Here is a 19,291-nt window from a genome sequence, read left to right as displayed (position 1 = left end):
TGTATTAATACACTAATACAGTTTAAATGGCTGTGCAAGCTTCGAAATAAAAAATTTACAAAGTTACAATATCAGCTCTCGCTGTTGATAGAGTTGTTGCCAGTGTGCACCGGCCTTATTGCTGATTTCGCTATCAAAGTAATGTAACAAACGGCGGCGGTCTTCCGGGTTATCTTTTAAGGCTGACCCCAGTAAGAAATGCAGCAACTGCCCATATTCCAGCTGGCCTTGCTGATAGTAATAACTATGCACACACAGCGTATGGCCTACCACCACGGCTTCCGCGGTTGACATAGCAGCCGCCGCCAGGCGATCCGTGCTGCGACCATCCAGGGTTTGGCCGTTGCGCAGTTCATGAAAAATGGTGGCCAGCATTTCAAATAGCAGTGGGTCGAGATTAATATCGATACCGGCGCCGGCATTCAGTTTCGCGGTTTCCCACATCACCACACTGATTTCATCGTCAATATGACTAATCGGCTTAATATGTTCAAAGTTCATCCGTCGTTTCAGGGCTGCGCTCATTTTATGTAAGCCCTCATCCACGCTATTGGCGGTGGCGATAATATTAAAGCCCTTTTTGGCATAGAGCACACCCTGGGGCCCACTTAGCTCCGGTATGGTGATAACCCGATCCGACAGCAGCGAGAGCACAGCATCCTGTAACGGTTGCGGGCAGCGCGACATTTCTTCAAAGCGCACAAATTTACCATCGCGCATTGCCCGATATAACGGGCTGGGCACCAAAGCGTCCGGGCTGGGGCCCTGACGCTGCAGAATTGCCTGGTTCCAGCTGTAAAGTAGCTGATCGACACTATTCACCGCCCCACCTTGCACAATCAATGAGGAATCGCCGGAGATTGCTGCACACAGTAATTCTGATAACCAGGATTTAGCGGTGCCCGGCTCGCCAATCAGTAAACAACCGCGTTGGGTACAGAGCGAAATGACAATTCGGGTAACAACACTGGCTGGCGCCACAAACTTCTTTTTAACATTCAGATTAGGGTCGCCAATAATAAATTTTTCGGCGGCAACCGGTGACATTTGCCAACCGGGGGGAATGGGCGCCGGATCCCAATGGCGCAGGCGTTCGAGCTCGTCAGCAAAGCTTTGTTCTGCCGGTAGGCGCTGTTTGTCAGAGGTGGTTTGCATCAGCTTCTCCTGCTACCGCCACGTTGTTCGGGGGCCATCCGATCCTGCGGCAGAATTTTAGGCAGTTCAGATAACGGAATAACGCCATTAATCACCAGATCCAGTGCGCTGTCGCGCATGGTAATTAAGCCGGCATCCAGTGCTTGCCAGCGGATCTCGGTAATCGATGGCTGGCGTGAGATGGCATTGCGGATATCAGCGTTGACCTGCATAAATTCCACCACTGCGGTACGGCCTTTAGTGCCGCGGTCATGACAATGTGTGCAGCCCTGGCCTTCATAGCAGCGAAAACTGGCTGGTACGCCTTGAGGAAAGACTTCGCGCAAAATCGTTGGATCCGGAGTCGCTGCCACTTTACAGTGCGGGCAGATACGTTTTGCCAAACGTTGCGCAATCACGGCCAGCAGCTCACTGGCCAGTGAGTTGGGATGAATATTTAAGTCATACAACCGCTGTAGCGCATCTACGGCGTCGTTACAGTGCAGCGTCGACAGTACCAGATGACCGGTTTGTGAGGCGCGGATTGCCTCTAGTGCAGTCGGATGGTCACGGATTTCCCCAACCAGAATCACATCGGGATCTTCGCGCACAAAGGCGCGTAATGCATCCGGAAAATCAAAGCCAATTTCACTGCGAATGCGGGTTTGCTGAATATTGTCAATCGAATATTCGATCGGATCCTCAACGGTAATTACCTTGCGGGTGCCGTCGTCGGCTAATTCCTGTAAACCAGCATATAAGGTTGTTGATTTTCCAGAGCCGGTAGGGCCGACGACCAGCACCAAGCCCGCTGGATTATTGAGTAAACGGTGGTAATAGCCGGCGACTTTAGCGGACATTCCCAACTCTTGCATCGTCAGGGCGCGGCCGGTGTGTTTTAGCAGCCGAATCACCACATGTTCGGCGTGCAACGAAGGTTGGGTCTGGATCCGTAAATCATAGGTATTTGCGCCGTGCTTGAGTTGCGAGCGACCCCCCTGAGGTAAACGCCGCTCAGCAATATTCAGCTCTGAGCGGATTTTTATGATATTTACCAGCCCGGCCATTTCCGCCAGACTAAACTGAAAATGCGGAATATCATGCAGATCGCCATCTACCCGCAAACGAACCCTGGCAGCATTGTTATAAAATTCCAGGTGAATATCACTGGCATTTTCGCTGACCGCCTCCAGCAAGATAGCTTCATAAAGCGCCACCAGGTAAGGGTTAATCGTATCGGCCGCTTGAGCGGGTGCATCGGTAGTGTCGCTGTCATCGCTTTGCACCCTTTGCTGTGACATTGCATCATTACCACGTTTCGACATATCCAGATGTGACCACAGACGCTTAAAGTCATTCGGAGTAACTAAAATACAGGCGACGCCACCGCTGCCGTTCATACCGATAAGTTCGTCAATTTGTACGTCAGGATTATCGGTAACGAGGAGTAGCTGTTGCTGTTGATATTTAAGTGGTAGCACACGTTGGCGATCGAGATAGGTTCTGGAGAACAAATTGAACAAACTCGCGTCGATGTCATTGACCAGCTCATCAAAGGCTTTAAATGGCAGTTGACGTTCTTTTGCCAGCGAGCTGAATAACTTTTGATCATCCAGGTTGAGTTTTTTACTCAGGATCTGCATCAGCGGTTTCTGCAGCTTTTTCGCTTCCAGGCTGGCTTCGCGAATTAACTGTTCATCGGCCAGGCCCAAATCGATAATACTTTGTTGCAAACGACGACTGAAGTCTATCCAGCCAAGATTACGGCGCCGCTGCAGATTCCCGTTATCTTTTTGATATAACGCCAGATTTGATAGCCCATCCTGTTCATCCTCCAGTACCACTAAAAAACCATGCTCGGTTAATAATGGCTCCAGATACTTAAAGCTACGTAGCTGACAGGTACATAAAATGAGCTTACAGGGCGGCAGTGGCCCAAAATCCTGCTCAGCGTCGCCATGGATGACTTGCACATTGTTAAGGTGCAGCGTGGCAAGGCGACTGCTTGCCAGAGCTGCCACCGCAGCGTCGCGCTCAAGTGCATAGACTTGACTAGCCATTTGAGCCAATACCGCGGCTATATAGCCGCTGCCGGTGCCCACATGTAATACCGTAGCATCCGGATGCGGCGGTGGGATTAAACTTAGTAAACGTTGCATCGCCGCCTGGGTTGGCAGGCTGTGACCGGTGATCAGTGGCTCGCGGCTGGCGTCAGCGACAAAGTGCTGCCGTGGTACGGCCAGGATTGCCGGATAAAGTTGCTTTTCTGCATCGACTTCATACATAGTGGCGTTAGCCTCTTACACTGGCAGTTAATTCTCGGTAGCTTGCAGCAGGGTGGGAGCTGCAAAGTCTGCTGCCGGACGACCAAACAGGTAGCCCTGAAACAAATCACAGCGCATTTGGGATAACATATTAAACTGCTCTACCGTCTCGACACCTTCTGCAACAACGGTAAGGTTCAGCGCTTTAGCCATGCTGATAATCGTATCCACAATAGCGTAATCTTTTTGATCAACCAGAAAATCTCTGACAAAAGAACGATCAATCTTCAGCACCTGAATCGGTAAATTCTTCAAAAATGCCAGTGATGAATAGCCGGTGCCAAAGTCATCAACAGCGAAGCTAATACCTTGACGATGTAATTTCTCAAGCTTGTCTCGGGTATGCTCTACGTCCGTCATTAACATACTTTCGGTGATTTCAAATTCAAGTTGGCTCGCCGGCACACCACTACTGAGCACAGCTGCAAGTGTCGATTCCACAAAATCATCGGTTTGAAGTTGGCGTTTACTAACATTGATGGCAATGACTAACGACGAATCAGACAGTTGCTGCAAAGCCTGACAAGCCCGCATCAATACCCAGTGTCCCAGCTCGATAATAAAACCGGATTGTTCTGCGATTGGAATAAACTCATCCGGACTAATCATGCCCCGTTCCGGATGTTGCCAGCGCAGCAAGGCTTCATAACCTGTCAATTTGCCGCTGCCGTCTACTTTAGGCTGGAAATACACTTTAAACTGTTGTTGCTGTAATGCTGTTTGCATTTCAGCTTCCAATTGCTGACGCAACAGAATCCTGTGCTGCATACTTTGCTCGAAAAAATACCACCTGTTCCGCCCCTGCTCTTTAGAGTGGTACATCGCTAAATCGGCTGATGCCATTAATTCATCGGTATTTTTACTATTATCGTTAAAGAGTGCTATACCGATACTGGCAGAGATCTGGTATTGCTGTTGCTCAAGTTTGAACGGTTCGCGGATCAGTTGCAGTAATTTAGTTGCCAGTTTCTCGGCGTCTGCTGCTGCCTCGCTAAGCTGAGTTTTATAGCAGGGTGCCAATAAAATAAATTCGTCTCCGCCAGGTCGGGCCAACGTATCCGTTTGACGTAAAGTTGGGTTTAGGCGGCTGGCTAATTGCTTAAGTAATTCGTCGCCGCTGGAGTGTCCGAGCGAATCGTTAAGCCGTTTAAAGTGGTCTAAATCAATAAATAACAGTGCCGCATAATGTCCGGTTCTGGCGCACTCGTGCTGGACTTCATTGATCCGCTCTAACAGCAGCCGTCGGTTTGGTAGTTGCGTTAACGGGTCATAAAATGCCAGCCGATAAATCCGTTCCTGATCTGACTTTAAGGCGCTGATATCGTTAAAGCTGGCGATATAATGGGTTACCTGCCCTTTTTCGTCATGGATGGCATTAACGATAATGTACTCAGGATAGATTTCGCCGTTTTTTCGTTTGTTGTAAATCTCGCCACTCCAAACGCCGTTATGTTCCAGAGTTTGCCATAGTTCGGCATAAAAATGCTCATCATGTAAACCAGAGCGCAAGATAACAGGGGTTTGACCACACACTTCGTGTTCGCTGTAACCTGTAATTTCAGTAAAAGCTGGATTGACCCGGATGATTCGCCGCTGTGCATCGGTAATCATAATGGCTTCACGCGTTTGAAAAGCCAAAGCGTTTATTTGGGAGTTTGCTTCGGCTATTTTCTGCTCTGTAATATTGCGCGCGGCTAGTACAAAGCGTGGTCGATGGTTTGATATTGCCTCTTGTTTTAGCGAGGCGATAACCTGAAACCATTCCATTTTATTGGCAATCTCTAAAGCATAGTGTTGTGGAGACGAAACGCCTTTATTTTGCCAGGCTTCAGCAATCGCCAGTTCACCAGCTTGTCTGGCTGAGTCCGGCATCACCTCTGCAATGGTTCTACCGAGGAAAAACTCCGGAGAATAAAGTAATTGTTGGTTTTGTCCGGTATGCACCCGATAAAAGCGGCCGTCCAGGTCCACCTCGAACAGCAAATCAGGTACCGCGTTTAGCATCGCCGCCAGCTCAGCCGAGGATGCTGCGAGTTTACGAAAGGGTTTTGCCAGACTTTCATGCACCAGTGCCCGATATAAAAAGAGATATGATGCAACTTTCAAAACATGTCCAATCAGCGCATAGATATCGCTCATACTGTGATACAAGGTAAAAAATAACTCTGACAAAATAATCAGAATCAGTGCCACACTAAGTGCTGCCGAGGCAAAAGGCCGCTCCTGCTCACCTTGCAACCTGAGCAATAGCAGACTTAAACCACAGATGGCAACAATGGTGTATTCCGCCAGAATTTTATAGCGGGTTAATCCGGTTCCTGGCAGATAGGTTGCGGGCACTGTGTCTGGAAAGCTGATAAACCAGATATGACAAAGCGCGACGAATACACCAGCAATAACAATCGCAGGTAAGAGTAATTTCGGTTTAGCTGCCCGATCGGCCTGTGGCAGCACCGCATAGAGTAAAGCCACGGCAGCAACAAAGCGCGCACTGAGCCAAAAGTTGATGGTTTTTGCTGGCGTATTGTCGCCAAAATAAGGCGCCATGCCCTGAAACGATAAAATGTGAGCCAGATCGAGCCAGAATACAGCAAAAAATGCTGCCGCCAGCACCAGCCCACGCCAACTTAACTCGTATTGTGCTTGTTCTCGGATCACGGCGAAAATCAGTGCGCTGATCGTTATGGCGATTATCTCGAGTGCTGTGTGCATCGGCAGATAATAATCAATGCTGATAGCCGGTAGTTTCGATTGAAATAATAACGGTAAAAATGTTAGTAGTATTAAGAGCAACAAAATAGGGCTCAAAATAAAGGGGGCGCCAGGGAGCAGGCGATGCGAGAAACGTTGGATGCTGGCTAACATCTGGCAGCTTAATCGGATTTGACTAAATTAAGAATACGCCTTTTTAGCCAAAACTCAAATCCGTGACAGTGAAAGTTGATCCACAACAAATCCCGTTTTATGTTCAGCCACTGCTCAGCTGCACAACCTAAGATACAAGCTATGCTTTCTGCATTAGCAGGCAAATTTTATCAACTGAGAATGACTATGCGCGTATTACTGATGTTAATTTGTGGTGTTTTGTTGGTTGGCTGCAGCCAGCTGGCCCCGGTGTCAGTGTTTTCGGTGTCAGAGGCTGATTTGGAACAGTTGTTAACGCGCAAAGTGCCTGAGCTGACGCGGCAAGCTAATGTGGCCGGTATACCGCTGAAAATGGCGGTAGACCAGATGAGCGTGCAGATTGGCCCGGATAATTCGGATGTGATTCGGATTCAAACTGCCGCTAACGCCAGCTTAAGTTTATTTGGCTTGACCTATCCGGCAGATTTACAGCTGCAAGTTGAAGGTGTGCCTTATTATGATGCAAGCGAGCAGGCGGTTTACGTGCGTTCAGTTAAATTGCTTAATTCCTCTATTGAGGCCGCGGGCTATCGCGGTAATCTGACGCCGGTAAGCAATGAGCTGTTGCAACTGGTCAATCAATTTCTGGCGACCAACCCGGTATATCGTTTTGACCGAGAGGATCCTAAGGTTAAGTTACTCACCGCCATGCCGCTTAATCTAGCGGTGCAGCAAGGCCGTATTGCCTTCATACCCGGCGCATCATCCGGTAGCAGATAGTACAAAATCTCTCTTGCACTCAGTCGGAGCACGGGTAATACTTTTGGCATAGACTCTGGCTGGAAGAAGTATGGCGTGCAGTACTGGCTAAAATTCGCGTTGTTACACGCTATCGCACTGTGTTTTGTCGCGACAGCCGGTGCTGAGTCCTTACCTGATCCTGCCGCCACTCCGGTGTACAGCCGCTTTATTAATCTGACCCATCCGAATAAGTCTTTACCGGTGCCAACTACGATGGCACGTGATCAGCAGGGATTTCTGTGGCTTGGTACTCAGCAAGGCTTATTTCGGCATGATGGCACTGAGGTGTTAGAATTTCGCGCCGATCCCGGACGCCCTGATGCCTTATCCGCCAGTTGGGTATCTGCTTTAGCTCCCGCGCCCGACGGGGGGCTTTGGGTCGGTACCCGCTATGGTGGCCTGAATTACTATGATCCGGCGACCGAACGTTTTACCCGCTATGAACTAACTGCCAACTTTAGTGCGGCGGCAGAAATTTCTTCGCTGTTATTTGATGCCAATCAGACGCTATGGGTGGCGACCTATGGGGGCGGTTTATTTCGCTGGCAGCCACAACAACAGCAATTCTTGCCGATTGCCTTACCTAATCTGCCAAACTTAGCGGTAAATCATATCAATGATATTTACGTTGATCCTCAGGGTGGGCTATGGCTGGCGCTCGGCGATGCCCCTCTGCGTACCATAGGGCAGCAACAAGGTGGCGTGTTATATCAACCGGCGGACAGTGCAGACTGGCAGCAACTGCACTTTGCGCAAACTACTGGCGGCGTTTCTGTAACCCGGATCCGCGCTGCGGCTGACGGTCAGATTTACGCTGCCAGTTATGGGCAGGGGTTGTTTCGTTACCAGGCGGCGCAACAACACTTTGTTAAGGTGCCGCAACCGCCTGCTTTGCAACAGGCTTTGCTGTCTGATCTAAGCGTTGATGCAGATAATGGGCTTTGGCTAAGCAGTTATAGCGCTGATAGTCGGGGTGGACTCTGGTATTTTAGTGTGGCTGGCGGATGGCAACATTATCCTTACAGTGCCGAATTCAGCGATGGCCTACCGCGCAGCGACTTACTCGGGTTGTATTATGATCAGCAAGGTATTTTGTGGACGATCAGTCAGGCGGGCTTTAAAGGCTTAAGTCGCTTCGCCAAACAAATCAAAACGCTGCCACCCGGCCAGCCTGCGCATGGTCTGCTACCGGCGCCGAATGTGCTGGGATTAGATGCGGTTGCCGCCGATAGTCTGTGGCTGGCCAACCGCGAAGGTGGTGTGGTGCACTTTAATCCCCTCACCGGCAAGCTGCAACATTGGCCTATTCCGGTAACAGCGACTCAGGTCAGCTCGGTACAAACGGTGAAGCAAGATCAGGCAGGCGTGTTGTGGCTGGGGACAGACAAAGGCCTGTTCCAGCTAGACGCCGTGACGGGCCACTGGCAATTGTTTAGTCTGAATGCTGGCGATGAGCCGATAGTACGTTTTCTGTTTACAGACCGCCAGCAAAATCTCTGGATTGGCAGTCGTGGCCAGGGGTTGTTCCGGTTAGATCCACAGCGGACCGCAGTGCGGCATTTCCGCCAGGCAAAAGGCGCTGAGCCTGTGGTGCGGTTTGAAGATGTCAACAACATCAGTGAGGACTATCTGGGAGCGATCTGGATCGGTTCAACCGATCAGGGATTGGCACGCTATCAACCGGCAACTGGTCAGGTTGACTATTGGATGCAGCACCCCGGCAGCAGTCATGGTTTGCGGCTGAATGGTATCCAGCTGATTATAGAAGATACGCAGCAGCAGCAGCTATGGGTAAGAGCGGGTAATGTGAATCACCGGGTGCTGCGGGATGCAGAGCAGCCAGATACTATTAAGGGCTTTAAAGCCTATCTGGCGCCAGAAGATCAGGACCCGGAACTACAACAAGCCGATATATTCCGCTTACTCTATCGTTTGCATTGGTTACCAGAGCAAAACACTTATCTGGAACTTGACGAAATGCACGGTATGCAAAGCGTAACCTGGATTGGCGCCTGGGATGTACATGGCCAGCGGATTTACCGTGGAGGTGCCCGTGGCTTTGATTATTTTGACGTAGACAAGCTGCCACAGCGCGTTGCATTAAGTCAGGTGCAGCTTACCGGCTTGTCGTTATTTAACCAGCCAGTGCCGGCTGGCAGCGCAATATTACCTGCGGCGCTCGGGCAATTGCAGCAGCTGAAGTTGAATTATGAGCAGGACATGTTTAGCTTACGTTTTGCCTCGCCCGAGTTTAAACAACCGCGGTTAATCCAATATCGTTATCAGCTGGTTGGGTTCGATCGGGATTGGATCCTGACTAGTGCCCAAAATGCGGTAGCAACCTATACCCGACTGCCACCGGGTAACTATGTATTTCAAGTCAGCGCCCGACTGGCTGATGGACAGTGGCAACAACCCACACAGCTAGCGTTGCAGGTGTTACCGCCCTGGTGGCTGACCTGGTGGTTCAGGTTAGGGTTATTATTGAGTGTCGCGCTTGGTATCGGTTGGTTTATTCATTGGAAACTGCAACGGGAATATCGGGTTCGTCACAAACTGGAGCAACAAGTGGCACAGCGTACTGCGCAGTTAGCTGAACAGAATCAAGCCTTAGAGTTATCCTATCAACGGTTACAACAAACCCAGCAACAGCTGATCATGCAGGAAAAAATGGCCTCACTGGGTGGCTTGGTTGCCGGTGTCGCCCATGAAATTAATACACCGCTCGGGATTTGCGTTACTGCCACCAGTCACTTACAAAGTGAACAGCAGCAATTGGCGGCTGCCTTTGCCAGCCGCACCATGCAACAAAGTCAGTTTGAGCGCTTTATGCAGCAGCTGGCCGATGGTTTAAGAATCCTGCAAGTGAATACGCAGCGCGCCGCTGATTTAGTCTCCAGTTTTAAACAAGTTTCTGTCGACCAAAGCACAGACAGCTACCGTGAGTTTGAACTTTATCAGTATCTGCAGGATGTGATGTTGTCGTTGCGTTCCCGCTTAAAGCAGCAACATTGTCAGTTGCAACTGCAGTGTCCGGATCCGTTACCCTTATATTCTGATCCCGGAGCCCTCGCTCAGGTGCTGACCAATCTGGTTATCAATGCGTTAATTCACGGTTTAGAAGGGCAAACCACAGCGCAGATCAGCATTGAAGTTACTGCGGAAGACGATTGGATACAGCTTAATTTTAGTGATAATGGCCGCGGTATGACTACCGAGCAGTTACGTCAGCTATTCGAACCTTTCTTTACTACCAAGCGCAATCAGGGAGGGAGTGGTTTGGGGGCACATATTGTCTACAACCTGGTGACAGTGCGCCTGCAGGGAAGCATTAACGTACAAAGTGCGCCAGGGCAGGGTTTGCATTTCCAAATTCGCTTTCCGCGATGGATCGCGGCTTAAAAAATCGGGGAGCCTAAGCTCCCCGGCAATGCAGGACAAATTTTACAACGACCAGAACATCCCTATTCGGGCTAGGCCCGCTCTCTCCATCGACCTTGTTACTATAGTCTTCTTTAGATCTAAATGCAAATAGTTATCATTAAATTATTTTCTTATCTTGGTTGCTTGCAAAAGCAACAAAGATCATTAAAATATGTTTCGTTTCGAAACTTAAGCGAAAGAAATGAATAAGCGTAATACCCAGCAACGCCGCCATCTGATCGTCGCCCGCCTGCAACAGCAGGGCGAAGTGACTGTTGAGCAGTTAGCCGAGCAATTTCAAACCTCCGAAGTGACGATTCGTAAAGACTTAACGGCATTAGAGGCTGCGGGATTGTTATTGCGCCGCTATGGTGGTGCTGTGCCGGTGCCACAGGACTTTGTCTCAGACAGCAGCCTGGAAAAAGTTTCAGAGCGAAAGTTGGCGATTGCCAAAGCAGCGGCGGCGCTGATTAAAGATCATTACCGGATTATTATCGACAGTGGCCGCACCACGGCGGCCTTGTTACCTGAGCTGGCGCAAAAACGCGGTTTGGTGGTAATGACCAACTCGCTGGCAATTGCCAATGCGCTGCGCGAGCTGGAAAACGAACCGACGCTGCTGATGACTGGCGGTACCTGGGATCCGCAATCGGAAGCTTTTCAGGGCCAACTGGCAGAGCAGATGTTACGCAACTATGATTTTGATCAGTTATTTATTGGTGCCGATGGTATCGATCTGGCGCGTGGCACCACTACCTATAACGAGCTGTATAGTTTAAGCCGGGTGATGGCGGAAGTATCACGCGAAGTGATAGTGATGCTGGAGTCCGACAAGTTGGGACGCAAAATCCATAATCTGGAACTGCCCTGGTCGCTGGTTAAGGTGTTAGTGACCGATACCGGTCTACCCGAAGCCGCCGCCGCAGAAATTACACAACACGGGGTACGGGTGATCCGGGTTCAGGCCTGATTAACCTGACCTCGATAATTTAGAATTTATTTAGTCACTTATTGGAGTATAGCTATGTGTGGTATTGTCGGCGCGGTCGCGCAACGGGATGTGGTAGATATTCTGGTCGAAGGTTTACGCCGGCTGGAGTACCGCGGCTATGATTCTGCCGGTGTGGCAGTAGTTAACGACAGTGGCGAACTGCAACGTTTGCGCCGCCTGGGTAAGGTGAAAGAGCTGGCGGATGCGGTTGCCGCGCAGCCGGTTCCCGGCGGTACCGGTATCGCTCATACCCGCTGGGCTACCCATGGTGAACCAAGCGAGCGCAATGCCCACCCGCATGTTTCCAGCAACATTACGGTGGTGCATAACGGTATTATCGAGAACCACGCCGTATTACGCGACGCTTTAAAAGCCAAAGGCTATATCTTCACTTCTGATACTGACACTGAGGTGATTGCCCACCTGGTTGAAGAAGAGCTAAAAAGCCACAGTTCATTACTGACTGCGGTGCAGGCTGCGGTAAAACAATTACACGGTGCTTATGGTACTGTGCTGCTGGATAAAACCGATGCCAGCCGCGTGGTAGTAGCCCGCTCGGGCAGCCCGCTGGTGATTGGTCTGGGTATTGGTGAAAACTTTATCGCCTCGGATCAGCTGGCGCTGCTACCTGTTACCCGCCGCTTTATCTTTTTAGAAGAAGGCGATGTGGCCGAAATTACCCGCCACAGTGTTAGTATTTTTGATAAAAACGGCCAGGCGGTCGAGCGCGAAGTGCATGAGTCTAACGTTAGCTATGACGCCGGCGACAAAGGCCAGTACCGCCACTTTATGCTAAAAGAAATCTACGAGCAGCCAAGTGCGATCAATAACACGCTGGAAGGCCGGCTTAGCAGCGACAGCGTGCTGGATGAAACCTTTGGCAATGGCGCGGCTGAGCTGTTTAAAAAAGTAAAACATATTCAAATCGTCGCCTGCGGCACCAGCTACCACTCGGGTATGGTTGCCCGTTACTGGTTGGAAGCGCTGGCTGGCGTGTCCTGTAATGTCGAAATTGCTTCTGAGTTCCGCTACCGTAAATCCTTTGTGCAGCCAAACAGCCTGCTGGTAAGCATTTCACAATCCGGTGAAACGGCCGACACTCTGGCGGCACTGCGCTTGGCGAAAGAAGCCGGTTATCTGGGCAGTCTGACTATTTGTAACGTCGCCGGCTCGTCGCTGGTGCGCGAATCGGATCTGGCCTTTATGACCCGTGCCGGCGCCGAAATCGGTGTTGCCTCCACCAAAGCCTTTACCACCCAGTTAGTGGGCCTGGCGATGTTAACACTGGCGGTGGGTAAATATAACGGTTTAACGCTGGAGCAACAGCGTGAGCTAACAGCCGCCCTGCGCAGCCTGCCAGCCAAGCTGGAAGAAACACTGACGCTGGCGCCGCAAATTGAAGCTTTGGCAGAAGAGTTTGCCGACAAGCACCATGCGTTGTTCCTCGGTCGTGGCGATCAGTATCCTATCGCGATGGAAGGGGCGTTAAAGCTAAAAGAAATTTCCTATATCCACGCTGAAGCCTATGCCGCCGGCGAGTTAAAGCATGGCCCGCTGGCGCTGATCGATGCCGATATGCCAATTATCGTTGTTGCACCCAATAACGATCTGCTGGAGAAACTACAGTCGAACGTGGAAGAAGTGCGTGCCCGCGGCGGTATTCTGTATGTGTTCGCCGATGCCAATGCCCGCTTTAAATCAGATGCCACCATGCGCGTTATCAATGTGCCGCATGTGGCTGATATTCTGGCGCCCATCGTCTACACCCTGCCACTGCAGTTACTGAGCTACTATGTGGCCATTATCAAGGGTACCGACGTAGACCAGCCGCGTAATTTGGCAAAATCTGTTACGGTCGAATAATATCGGGTTTTTTTAACGTTTTTCGCATCATTCTAAGGCGGCTAACCAATGGCCGCCTTTTTATTTGTGTCACTGTTGTGCTACTTACCCTACAGTGATACCGAATTAAATCTGAGCTTTTTTTACACAGTGCATTGACGGCTGAAAATTCTTGTTCTACCTTATGTAAGCGCTTACATTTTTTGGTGGGCGGTTTGGCGTCGCCTGCCGCTGGCGTGACAAGGTGAAAAAACAGGAATTCAGGGTATGACAATTAAAATGAAAACAGCGAAACCCCTGGCTGCAGTGCTACTGGCAGCAGGGCTGAGCGGTTGTGGCGGGGATGTAAAAACGAACTCCGACTTTACCGCGGTCGATCCAACTGTACCAGTTAGCGACTGGAAGTTGGTGTGGAGTGACGAATTCGACGGTGCCAGCATTGACCAACGTAAATGGACTTTTGAAGTAGACTGCCGCGGCGGCGGTAACCAGGAAAAACAATGCTATACCGACAGCGCTGAAAATGCTTTTGTCTCGAATGGTACCCTGAAGATTGTCGCCAAACCTGCTGAGGATGGCGCCCCCCTGCCTTACACCTCTGCCCGCCTGAATTCCAGATATCAGGGCGATTGGAAATATGGCCGGATTGAAGTGCGCGCCAAAATGCCAACGGGTCAGGGTAGCTGGCCGGCAATTTGGATGATGCCGACTGATGAAGTTTATGGTGGCTGGCCAAAATCCGGCGAAATCGATATTGTCGAAGCGGTGAACCTGAAAACGACTGATGCCGAGGGCGTGGTCGAATCACGTGTTTATGGCACCCTACATTATGGCCGTGATTTTCCGGGTAATGTTAACAGCGGTAAAGATTATGCCTTACCGAATGGCGCTAACCCGGCCGACAATTTTAATACCTACGCTATCGAATGGCAGGAAGGTGAAATTCGCTGGTATGTAAATGACTATCTGTATCAAACTCAGCAAGCGTCGCGGGTGCGGGTAAATAGTCGCGGTGAGTTAATTGGTTTAAGCCATCGTGGCTGGTTCGCCGAGTACTTTAATACTGCCACCGGTAAGCTGGAAGTCCAGTATAACGCTGCGCCTTTTGACCAACGCTTTTACTTAATTATGAATCTGGCTGTTGGTGGTAACTGGCCAGAAAACGTCAATAATCTGGGTATCGATGCCGAGGCGTTCGCCAATGGTCAAACTTTGGAAGTTGACTGGGTGCGGGTTTATCAGTGCCAGGCTAATGTGAATACCGGTAAAGGTTGTGAAACTATCCGTGATGGTTATCTGGATGCCAATACCCTGGTTACTGGCTTAGCGCCTATCCCATCGCCTCCTTCTTCTGGTGTGGCGCAAAATCTAACCATTTTTGATGGTACGCCAAATCCAAACTGGCCAGCCTGGGATTGCTGTGGTGGTTCTACACCGACACTGGTCGCAGATGCAGACCGTGGCGATGTGTATGAGTTTTATGTCGGACCGCAACCTACAGTGAACGGTTTTATCAGTCGTTCCGCCTTTATTACACCGCCTGGTGTCGCCAGTCCTTTCGATGCCTCGCCGCTGATTGAAAACGGCAGTATCAGCTTTGATATGTATGTAGAGAGCTTGCCTAATAATTCTACCACTCCCTGGTTATTCAAAGTTGAAAGTATTGAGGGCTCTACCGCAGTTGAATTACCGCTGACTTCCAGTACCGAAGGTGTGGCGCCGGTTGCCGGCCAATGGCAAACCTTTACCTTCCCGTTAAGTATGTTGGATGCGGCAGGTTTGGATTTGACCGCAATCGATGTAGTGATGGTGTTTCCAGCCTGGGATACCGGTAATGGCGCGGTTTATCGTTTAGATAATGTGAAAATTGCCCAACCGGCCTCATTCCCTGAACTGGTTATTTTTAGTAACGGTGAAAACGCCGACTGGCCAATGTGGGACTGCTGTGGTGGCAGCACGCCAATTGAAGTGCTGGACGAAGATACCAATACCTTAGCAGCTGAATTTACTGTAGGTGCATCGCCAACGGTATTAGGCTTCTTTAACCGGGCGCCTTTAGGTGGTGGTAACGCTTTTGATGCTTCAGCCTTACTGGCCGATGGTGTGGTGCAATTTGCGGTAAAAGTGGTTGATGCGCCGGCCAATCCTGACTCGACCTGGATGTTTAAGATAGAGGCTGCTGGTGGTGATTCAGCAGTTGAGTTACCTCTGAGTGCCGGTAATGGCGGTCAAGCGCCTGTTACAGGTCAGTGGGCGACTTATACCTTCAGTTTGCAATCGCTGTTTGACGCTGGTCTGGACATCAGTGCTATCGACGTACTGATGATCTTCCCGGCCTGGGGCACCGGTGAGGGTGCGGTATTCCGGGTTAATGATGTGAAAATTTTTAATCCTAACGCGGCAGCTAACCAATTAGTGTTGTTCCGTGACGCCGTGAAAGCGGGTTGGGAATTGTGGGATTGCTGCGCCGGTTCTGTACCAAAAGTTGTGGATGCTGATGCGCCGTACGGCAAGGTTGCACAGTTTGAAATTCTGGGTTGGCCAGAAACCGTACTGGGCTTCCTGGCTGATGAAGGTGAAAGCTTTGATGCCACCTCTTTACTGGCTAATGGCAGTGTCAGCTTTGATATGCGCGTCGTCTCCGCGCCAACTAATCCAAACAGCAGCTGGTTCTTTAAGATTGAATCCAGTGGAGCGGCAACTGCAGTCGAGTTAGCGCTGAGTGTGGGTAGCAATGGCGTAGCGCCGGTTACTGGTGAGTGGCAACGCTACAGCTTCTCGCTGCAAAGCTTATTTGATGCCGGCTTAGATATCAGCGATATCAACGTACTGATGGTGTTCCCGGCCTGGGGAACCGGTCAGGGTGCAGTATATCAGATTGATAATGTTGAAATTTCGAATAACTAACGGTGCGACGAGAGTAGACTATGATGAAAACAACAACTTTTACCAAAAGCCGGGTCGCTACCGCAGTGTCAATGGTGCTGTTATCCGGATTAAGTTTGCCGCTGCTGGCGCAGGATGCGCCAGCAACAGATGAGAATGCTGAACCTAAGGTTGAAATTATTGAGGTGCGCGGTATTCGCGGCAGTTTGGCCCGCTCAATGGATGTGAAGCGCGAGTCTTCAGGGGTTGTCGATGCCATTTCTTCCGAGGAAATGGGCAAATTTCCTGATACCAACTTAGCTGAATCACTACAACGTATTACTGGTGTCTCGGTAAGCCGGGTTAACGGTGAGGGCAGTCAGATCACGGTGCGCGGGTTCGGGCCGGAGTTTAACCTGATTACCTTAAATGGCCGGCAAATGCCGGGTACCGGTTATACTCGTTCCTATAATCTGGAAAACCTGTCTTCAGAGGGCGTCAGTGCGTTAGAAGTGTATAAAACAGCACGCGCTGAAAATCCAAGCGGTGGTTTAGGGGCGACAGTTAATATTGTTACTGCTAAACCCTTAGCAAGCCCAGGTCAAAAGCTGGCGTTAATGGGTAAGGGTGTACACGATAGCTCCAACGAAAAAGGAGAGGACATTACGCCTGAGTTCGCAGCGCTTTACAGCAATACCTTTGCCGATGATCGTTTTGGTGTCGCGTTCTCTTTTTCACAAGCGCGGCGTGATTTCCAAATTCAGAATGCCAATATCCAAGGCTGGCAGGCTAATGTGCCGCTGCCGGGTAACCCAACTCAGGTTATTGACCGGCGTCCATTAGGTGCCGATGGTTTGCCGACCGGCAACTATTTCTTCCCGAAGGATATGAACTATGGCATTACCGACTTCCAACGGGAAAGAACAACCGGCCAACTGACATTGCAATATGCCGCAACCGATGACATTACTTTTACTGTAGATTACACCGGCAGTCGCGCCATTGTTGGTAGCGAAGGTATTGGTTGGGGTATCTGGAATAACTTTGGCGACAATATCAATGCCTATGAGTTAGACGAGCGTGGTACAGCGTTGTTTGCTGATATCAGCGGTGATGATGGCTCTTTTACCGCCAGTAAAGGTACGACAGAAGTCAAAGCGGCTTCCATCGGTTTTAATATGGAATGGCAAGTTACTGATGATTTGAAAGTCAGCTTTGACTACCATGACTCCAACAACAAAACCGACAACGGTGCGGACAAGGGCAGTGGTAATAGTGGTCAGGTTATCCTGGGATCGGACCAGCTGATCACCAAATTTTACGATTATCGCACCGGTGATATTCCGCAAGCCTATATCTTATGGCGTAACGGCACTAACGTCTTAAATCCATCGGAAATCGACTCTAACTTTAGTCAGTTTTTTGATTCGCCAGGCGAATCTGATATTCAACAGTTTCAGCTAGACAGCACCTGGTATAATTCGCGCTTTAAAATCCCATTAGTTTCCATTAAAGCTGGTGTAGCCCGCACCGATCAGAACCTCGGTGGCTCCAATGCCTGGAGTGGTTTGCGAGGCGGCCCGGGTTTTAATCCGAGTTTTACCTTCGTTTTCCCGGATAGTATGTTTACCAAGCAAGGAACGGGTAATTTCCTCGACCAATTTTCTGGTGGTGGGAATGGTTTAGTCAGTAACTATTATTATAGCTATAGCTATGATGAAGCGGTGGCACGGCAGGCTGCTTACCTGACTGAAGCGCTATTAGGTGAGAACGCCTATGTGCCCGATGCTTTTTATGGCCCATATGGCGAGAGCTATGTGCAGGAAGTGACCGATAGCGTCTATCTGCAATCAGCCTGGGAATTTGACGTTGCCAGTTTTCCGGTACAGCTGAATGTTGGTGTTCGTTATGAACAAACCGATGTCACCAGCAGTGTGTTGCAGGATGTCGAGCGTCAGGTGAACTGGGTCAGCCCGTCCGAGTGGATTATGCAATATGAACCGGGAGAGTCGAACTTCCTGACTTTAACTGGCTCGCATAATATTCTGTTACCAATGCTGGATTTACGTGTTGATCTGACCGAAGATTTAGTCAGCCGTTTTTCTGTCGGTAAAAGTATTTCGCGCGCGCCTTTGGGGGCTTTGGGTGGTGGTCGCAGCTTAAGTGGCAGTCCAAAGCCTGGTTCGCGGAGCGGTGGTCAGGGTAACACCAATTTACAACCTTACGAGTCGACCAACCTTGATTTAAGCTTAGAATACTATTACGCCCCAGGTAGTTATGCGGCTATTGGTTACTATCGTAAAAGTGTTAAGAACTTTATTAGTAACACCATTACAGATATTACTATCGAAGGTTTGCATGACATTTTAAATGGTCCACGTTACCAGCAAGCAGTTGCTGATATCACTGCGCGCGGTGAACAACCAACGGATACGGCAATCTATAATCAGATGCTGGCTAATGGTCATGGTGATGCTAATGGCGCTATCTCACCAACCAGCGCCGATCCACTGATTGTCTGGAGTATCAGCCAGCCACAAAACAGCCCGGACTCCAAAACAGTAGATGGTATTGAAGCCGCTTGGCAACACCTGATTGGCGAAACCGGTTTTGGTTTTGGTATCAACGGTACCATCGTTAATGGTGATGTCGAGTTTGATGTTAACAGCCTGACGCAACAGGCGCCGTTAGTGGGTTTGAGCGATTCCGCAAACTTACAATTGTTTTACGAGAACTATGGCTGGTCGGTAAAACTGACCTATGCGTGGCGCGATAGCTACTTAATTGGTGTTGGTCAGTCGCAAGGTTCTTCCGATGCACCGCCGCAGTTTGCTAAAGCTTATGCCCAGTGGGATTTAAGCGTGAACTACGATGTGACAGAGAATTTTACGGTGTTCTTTGAAGGAATTAACCTGACTAATGAAACCGAACAAGGTTACGGCCGTTATGAGGAGCAATTCCTGTTTGCACGGCAATTTGGCCCACGTTACATCTTAGGTGCCCGTTACCGCTTCTGATACCTGCGTTACTCCCTGGTTGTCTTTAATGCCCGCTTAGCGGGCATTTC

At 49.9% G+C, this 19,291-nt stretch carries 9 protein-coding genes; 6 read left to right on the top strand and 3 right to left on the bottom strand.

Annotated elements, in window-relative coordinates; translation table 11 throughout:
• Positions 1-63: 63 nt before the first annotated feature.
• The 3 genes from AGRI_RS10910 to AGRI_RS10900 are packed head-to-tail and all read right to left on the bottom strand — an operon-like array spanning position 64 to position 6,323.
• Complete coding sequence (locus tag AGRI_RS10910; protein WP_008984996.1) at positions 64-1,155, bottom strand: ATP-binding protein; 1,092 nt, start codon at positions 1,153-1,155, stop codon at positions 64-66.
• Entirely contained in the window at positions 1,155-3,419 is a 2,265-nt protein-coding gene (locus AGRI_RS10905) for an ATPase, T2SS/T4P/T4SS family (protein ID WP_008984995.1), read from the bottom strand. Before AGRI_RS10905 ends, AGRI_RS10910 begins: the two co-directional genes overlap by 1 nt.
• Positions 3,420-3,446: 27 nt before the next feature.
• Complete coding sequence (locus tag AGRI_RS10900) at positions 3,447-6,323, bottom strand: EAL domain-containing protein (protein ID WP_008984994.1); 2,877 nt, start codon at positions 6,321-6,323, stop codon at positions 3,447-3,449.
• Positions 6,324-6,509: 186 nt separating this feature from the next.
• Between AGRI_RS10900 and AGRI_RS10895 the strand changes: the two genes are divergently transcribed.
• The 6 genes from AGRI_RS10895 to AGRI_RS10870 all read left to right on the top strand — a co-directional run bounded on the left by AGRI_RS10895 (position 6,510) and on the right by AGRI_RS10870 (position 19,241).
• Positions 6,510-7,082, top strand: coding sequence for a YceB family lipoprotein (locus AGRI_RS10895; protein ID WP_008984993.1), 573 nt, complete (start codon positions 6,510-6,512; stop codon positions 7,080-7,082).
• A 75-nt stretch (positions 7,083-7,157) separates the two neighbouring features.
• Entirely contained in the window at positions 7,158-10,505 is a 3,348-nt protein-coding gene (locus AGRI_RS10890) for a sensor histidine kinase (protein WP_008984992.1), read from the top strand.
• Positions 10,506-10,728: 223 nt separating this feature from the next.
• On the top strand, positions 10,729-11,496 hold the full coding sequence (locus AGRI_RS10885; protein WP_008606265.1) for a DeoR/GlpR family DNA-binding transcription regulator: 768 nt from the start codon (positions 10,729-10,731) through the stop codon (positions 11,494-11,496).
• Between the two features lie 54 nt (positions 11,497-11,550).
• Positions 11,551-13,380, top strand: coding sequence for a glutamine--fructose-6-phosphate transaminase (isomerizing) (glmS, locus tag AGRI_RS10880; protein ID WP_008984991.1), 1,830 nt, complete (start codon positions 11,551-11,553; stop codon positions 13,378-13,380).
• A gap of 246 nt (positions 13,381-13,626) precedes the next feature.
• Positions 13,627-16,266 carry a glycoside hydrolase family 16 protein gene (locus AGRI_RS10875; protein WP_008984990.1) on the top strand — a complete coding sequence of 880 codons (2,640 nt, stop codon included), beginning with the start codon at positions 13,627-13,629 and terminating at the stop codon, positions 16,264-16,266.
• Between the two features lie 23 nt (positions 16,267-16,289).
• Positions 16,290-19,241 carry a TonB-dependent receptor gene (locus AGRI_RS10870; RefSeq protein ID WP_040291851.1) on the top strand — a complete coding sequence of 984 codons (2,952 nt, stop codon included), beginning with the start codon at positions 16,290-16,292 and terminating at the stop codon, positions 19,239-19,241.
• Positions 19,242-19,291: the final 50 nt, after the last annotated feature.

The sequence above is a fragment of the Alishewanella agri BL06 genome (assembly GCF_000272005.1).
Taxonomy (GTDB): Bacteria; Pseudomonadota; Gammaproteobacteria; order Enterobacterales; family Alteromonadaceae; genus Alishewanella; species Alishewanella agri.
The sequence above is the reverse complement of the archived record's forward strand: the minus strand, read 5'-3'. Positions and strand labels throughout refer to the sequence as shown.

Excerpts from the sequence above, each read along its gene's own strand:
- AGRI_RS10910 (WP_008984996.1), bottom strand. The coding sequence starts at position 1,155 with ATGCAAACCACCTCTGACAAACAGCGCCTACCGGCAGAACAAAGCTTT.
- AGRI_RS10905 (WP_008984995.1), bottom strand. The coding sequence starts at position 3,419 with ATGTATGAAGTCGATGCAGAAAAGCAACTTTATCCGGCAATCCTGGCC.
- AGRI_RS10900 (WP_008984994.1), bottom strand. The coding sequence starts at position 6,323 with ATGTTAGCCAGCATCCAACGTTTCTCGCATCGCCTGCTCCCTGGCGCC.
- AGRI_RS10895 (WP_008984993.1), top strand. The coding sequence starts at position 6,510 with ATGCGCGTATTACTGATGTTAATTTGTGGTGTTTTGTTGGTTGGCTGC.
- AGRI_RS10885 (WP_008606265.1), top strand. The coding sequence starts at position 10,729 with ATGAATAAGCGTAATACCCAGCAACGCCGCCATCTGATCGTCGCCCGC.
- glmS (WP_008984991.1), top strand. The coding sequence starts at position 11,551 with ATGTGTGGTATTGTCGGCGCGGTCGCGCAACGGGATGTGGTAGATATT.
- AGRI_RS10875 (WP_008984990.1), top strand. The coding sequence starts at position 13,627 with ATGACAATTAAAATGAAAACAGCGAAACCCCTGGCTGCAGTGCTACTG.
- AGRI_RS10870 (WP_040291851.1), top strand. The coding sequence starts at position 16,290 with ATGAAAACAACAACTTTTACCAAAAGCCGGGTCGCTACCGCAGTGTCA.